Genomic DNA, 5,053 nt, shown 5'->3' on the forward strand with positions numbered 1-5,053 from the left:
CCGCCGGCCCCGCCGCCCCCGCAGGTCAAGGCGGGCGAGCAGTTCGGGCCGCACGGCTACGGCCGGCCCGACCCCTACGGCCAGGGCGCGTACCCGCCCTACGGGCCGCCGCCGAACCAGCCGCCGCCGGGCGCCCTGCAGCGCGCCCCCTACGACCCGCAGACGCAGGACGCGCAGCGCCGCGTCGCCGACCAGGCCCGCACCGACCGCGACCGGGCCGACCGCGCCGACCGGGACCGCCGCAAGCCGTACGGCTGGTACCGGGTGCTCAGCTTCATCGTCCTCGTGGCGCTGCTCGGGTTCGCCAACATCGCGCCGCTGCTCGCCCTCGGCGTCACCGTCGCGGGCGTGTTCGTGCTGCGCGCGGGGGACAAGGCCGCCAAGGGCATGGAGGGCCGGCAGACCCGGCGCGGCCCCCGCTCGGGAGACGCCGTCGCCGCCGCGTTCCGCACCCCGCTGCACCTGCCGGGCGCGCTGATGTCCACGGTGCTGTGGACCTCGCTCAGCCTGATCGCCGGGCTGATCATGCTGGGCGTGCTGATCTTCGCGCAGTCGGACATGACGGCGTCGAAGGCCATCGCGTACTCGTCCATGGCGGTGATCGGGCTCCTGTGCCTCGCGCCGGGCAGCGGCGCGCCCCGGCGGCAGCTCGCCCGGATCTGGGGCGCGCTCCTGCCGCGCGCGGAGGCCGCCCTCGCCGGCGCGCTGATCCTCGGCGTCTTCGCCGGGGTGCTGGTCGGGCTGTCGCAGCGGCAGCCGCCCGACACCACCCCGCTGGACGGGATGAGCCAGAGCCTTGAGGGGCTGCGCGCGGACGTCCGCGACCTGGTGTCCAACATCCCCGGAATGTGACCGGTTCAGGCGAATTCATGAACGGTGAGACGAGCCATCGGGCGCACATCGGCCCGTACCGGCTTCTGTCGCGGCTGGGCGACGGCGGCGCGGTCCACCGCGCCGCCGGTCCGGACGGGCGGGACGTGGCGATCCGGCTGCTGCCGCCCGGCGCGGCGCCCGACGCCGAGCGGATGCGCGAGGTGCTCAGCCCCTACGTGGTGGACGTCCTGGACTGCGAGACGGCAGGCCCGCGCCCCTACGTCGTGACCCGGTTCGTGCCGGGGCGGCCGCTGGCGGAGACGGTCGCCGAGCGCGGCCCCATGTCGGGGGACGCGCTGTGCCTCCTGGCCTTCGGGCTGGCGAAGGCACTCGCCGCCGTCCACCGGACGGGTCTTGTGCACGGCGATCTCGGGCCGGGCACCGTGCTGGTCGTCGACGACGCGCCGGTGGTGGTCGACTTCGCGCTGGCCGTCGCCGGCGAGGCCGCCGCGGACGTCGGTGCGTGGGCCATGACGGTGGCGTTCGCCGCCACCGGACGGCTCGACGCCCCCGCCGGCGCGCTACCGGCCGCCCTGCGACCGCTGGTCGAAGCGGCCGCGCATCCCGATCCCGGGGCGCGTCCGTCGGCGGAGGATCTGGCGGAGGCGGCCTCCCGGCTCGACCTCCCCGCCGTGCCCGCCGTCCCGGCCGCCCGTCCGCCGGCCGAGCGGCAGACGGGCCCGGCGAAGCCCGTTCCACGGCCCGAGACCCTGACCGGTGCCGGGACGGAGGGCGACGCGCGGGCTCCCGAGATGAGGGTGGCGCTCGGATGGGCGCGGCTGCTCACGGCCCTGGTGGTGGTGGTCGCGATCGCCGTCGCGATCATCGCGCCGATCGCGGGGCTCGTCCTGTCGCTCGCGGCGGTGACGCTGCTGCGCCTCGCGGACACGCGGCCGGAGGACGGGGCGCAGGGCCCGGCGGGCGCCCTCGGGCGGACCTTGCTGACCGTCCCGTACGCGGCGGTGGTCACGGCGGCCGTCCCGCTCGTGCTGGTCGCGGCGTCGGCGGTGGGCGGGCGGATCGACTCGCTCCGGGCCTGCGCGTTCGGCGCCGGGGCCGGGGCGGCGGTGCTGTGGGCGGCGCCGGGCGTCCGCGCACCGCGCCGGCGCCTGGAGCGGATGCTGCTGCCGCTCGCGCGGCGTCCCCGGCTCGTCGCCGCCGCGGCGGCCGGGCTCGGAGCGCTCGCCCTGCTCGCGGGGGTCGCGGCGATGACCCTGGACCCGAGCTTCGCTCCGATGTACGGGCTGCAGCAGGCGCTGGAGCGCTCGCTCGACCGCCTCCAGCACGCTGTCAGCGGGCTCTAGAGCGTGAAGTGCGTCACGTCCGGTTCGGGACGCCGAAGGCATCGTGAACGCCCCGTATACGTGGGTAAGGTCTCACGAACTGGGATTTGCGAGTAGGCTACTCGTTAGTAACATTGCCTGTGCACGGCCGAATCAGGGACCCGGCTCCGAAGGGCGTTCGGGTATTTGGCAGGCTGTGACTTCGAAAACGCACGTCCGCGTCGACCCGTCATGGGCGGCGCCCCTCTGCCGCTCACCAAGCGGCCAACTGAGTGCAGGGAGGTCGGCCACCGGCCATGAACATCGTCGTCCTGGTGAAGCAGGTTCCCGATACGGAGAGCCCGCGCAAGCTGAAGTCCGATGAAAGCACGCTCGACCGCGCCGCGGCGGACGGGGTCATCAACGAACTCGATGAGTACGCGATCGAAGAGGCGCTGCGCATCAAGGAGGCCCACGGCGGCGAGGTGACCGTCCTGACCATGGGTCCCGGCAAGGCCACCGACTCGATCCGCAAGGCCCTCGCCATGGGCGCCGACAAGGCCGTGCACCTCGTCGACGACGGCCTCGCCGGCTCCGACGCGCTGCAGACCTCCTACGCCATCCAGCAGGCGCTCGTCCGCACCGGCTTCGACCTGGTGGTCCTCGGCTCGGAGTCCACCGACGCGCGCACCGGCGTGCTCGCCGCGATGCTCGCCGAGCGGCTCGGCGCCGCGCAGGTGTCGCTCGCCAACAAGGTCGAGATCGACGGGACGTCCATCAAGGCGCAGCGGCAGACCGACTACGGCTTCGACCGGGTCGAGGCGAGCCTGCCCGCGGTCGTCAGCGTCGTCGAGAAGATCAACGAGCCGCGCTACCCCTCCTTCAAGGGGATCATGGCGGCGAAGAAGAAGCCGGTCGAGACGCTCGGCCTGGGCGACGCTGGCATCGACGCGTCCCAGGTGGGCCTGGCGAACGCCGCCACCGAGGTCGTCGACTTCGCCGAGGCGCCGCCGCGCGCCAAGGGCGAGATCGTCACCGACGAGGGCGACGGCGGTGCGAAGATCGCCGAGTTCCTCGCCTCGAAGAAGTTCGTCTGAGCGGGGAAGGGGATTAGAGACCAATGGCTGAGATTCTCGTCCTCGTCGACCATGTCGACGGTGAGGTCAAGAAGGTCACGCTCGAGCTGCTGACGCTGGCGAACCGGCTCGGCGAGGCCGCCGCGGTATGGGTCGGGCCCGGCTACGAGGGCGCCAAGGACAAGCTCGGCGAGTACGGCGCCGGCAAGGTCTACGTGGCCGCCGACGAGGAGCTGACCTCCTACGTCGTCGCCCCGAAGGCCGCGCTGCTCGCCCAGCTCGTGAGCGAGAAGTCGCCCGCCGCCGTGCTGGTGGCCGCGACCGGTGAGGGCAAGGAGATCGCGGGCCGCCTCGCGGTCAAGACCGGCTCCGGCGTGCTCACCGACGTCGTGGACGTCACCGACGGATTCGTCGGCGAGCACTCCATCTTCGGCGGTGGCATCATCGCGCACGCCAAGGTGAAGACCGGCACGCCGATCATCGCCGTCCGGCCGAACTCGGTCGCCCCCGAGGCGGCCGCGGCCACCCCGGCCGAGGAGCAGGTGTCGGTCGCGCTGTCGGACGCCGACAAGGGCGCGAAGATCGTGGAGAAGGTCGTCCAGGAGAAGGGCGAGCGCCCGGACCTGACCGAGGCCGCGATCGTCGTCTCCGGCGGCCGCGGCGTCGGCGGCGCCGAGAACTTCAAGATCATCGAAGGGCTGGCCGACTCGCTCGGCGCGGCCGTCGGCGCCTCCCGCGCCGCGACCGACGCCGGCTGGTACCCGCACTCCTTCCAGGTCGGCCAGACCGGCAAGACCGTGTCGCCGCAGCTCTACATCGCGGTCGGCATCTCCGGCGCCATCCAGCACCGGGCCGGCATGCAGACCTCGAAGACCATCGTCGCCATCAACAAGGACCCCGAGGCGCCGATCTTCGAGCTCGTCGACTACGGCATCGTGGGCGACCTCTTCCAGGTCGCGCCGCAGCTCACCGAGGAGATCACGAAGCGCAAGTGATCTTTCGCGGACGGCCCCGGCGACGCTCGTCGCCGGGGCCGCCGCACGTTCACGAGCGCGCCGGCGACGGGTACGGGACGGCCTTCAGCAGCGCGGGCCTCAGCATGTCGCCCACCTCCGCGTACGGGACGACCGCCTCCTGGAGACCGCAGGCCGACGGGTAGCCCAGCAGCGAGCCGTAGAAGGCCACGCGGACGCCCCGCGGGGTGAGCGCCATGGTCACCTCGCCCGACTTCACGAACGCGGACGGGTTGTCGGTTCCGCGCGGGACGTCGCCGGCGCAGTAGGCGCCGCCGCGCAGATGCGGCTCGATCTTCGCGTCCAGCGGCTTCAGGCCCTGCTCGGACGGATCGCGGAACATCTCCTGCGGCCCGTAGGCGGCGCCGGTCCGCAGGTCCACGGTCGCCGCCTGCGACTGGTCCCAGCCCGTCCCGCGGTCGCCGTTGAGCGCGACGGTGTACCAGACCGACAGGAGCCGGTCGCCGCGCATGAGGACCTGCGGTGTCACGACGTCGGTGTAGGGGCCGCTGCCGATGCCCTGCAGGCCGCTGCGGACCTTGGCCCAGCGCCGTTCCAGCGGCGCCCGCAGCGCCCGGTTGATCTTCTGCCGGAGCGCGGCGTCGCCGCCGGTGACCCGCACGATCCGGCCGCGCGCCTGGAACGTCGTCCCGGCGCGGATCTCGCGCTGCGGCTCGGTGAAGGCCGCGAGCCGGACGGTCACCGGCTTCGGCGCGTCGTCCGCGACGGCGACGTAGACCGCCGCGCCGCCGCCCACGGCCACGGCCGCGGCCCCGCCCGCGACGGCCGCCACTCCCTTCGCCCCGAGTGCGCCGACCACGCCCTGCCC

4 protein-coding genes and 1 pseudogene are annotated in these 5,053 nt (G+C 73.8%); 4 read left to right on the forward strand and 1 reads right to left on the reverse strand.

The annotated features are described in order from the left end of the window. The 4 genes and pseudogenes from E1284_RS42185 to E1284_RS38320 all read left to right on the forward strand — a co-directional run. Nucleotides 1-852 (forward strand): annotated as a pseudogene (locus E1284_RS42185) (hypothetical protein); the annotation flags it as partial. Between the two features lie 17 nt (nucleotides 853-869). Beyond that, a complete protein-coding gene (locus E1284_RS38310) occupies nucleotides 870-2,177 on the forward strand; it encodes a protein kinase (RefSeq protein ID WP_131945040.1) in 1,308 nt (435 codons plus the stop codon). Nucleotides 2,178-2,452: 275 nt separating this feature from the next. Further along, nucleotides 2,453-3,232 (forward strand): electron transfer flavoprotein subunit beta/FixA family protein, encoded by a 780-nt coding sequence (locus E1284_RS38315; protein WP_131945041.1) that lies wholly within the window; start codon nucleotides 2,453-2,455, stop codon nucleotides 3,230-3,232. A gap of 23 nt (nucleotides 3,233-3,255) precedes the next feature. Beyond that, nucleotides 3,256-4,206: an electron transfer flavoprotein subunit alpha/FixB family protein gene (locus E1284_RS38320; protein ID WP_131945042.1), complete on the forward strand. Its 951-nt coding sequence runs from the start codon at nucleotides 3,256-3,258 to the stop codon at nucleotides 4,204-4,206. A 49-nt stretch (nucleotides 4,207-4,255) separates the two neighbouring features. Here the strand turns inward: E1284_RS38320 and E1284_RS38325 are convergent. Continuing rightward, on the reverse strand, nucleotides 4,256-5,053 hold a 798-nt coding region (locus E1284_RS38325), incomplete at its 5' end, for a hypothetical protein (protein ID WP_207924201.1).

The sequence above is a fragment of the Actinomadura bangladeshensis genome, from assembly GCF_004348335.1.
Classification (GTDB): Bacteria; Actinomycetota; Actinomycetes; order Streptosporangiales; family Streptosporangiaceae; genus Spirillospora; species Spirillospora bangladeshensis.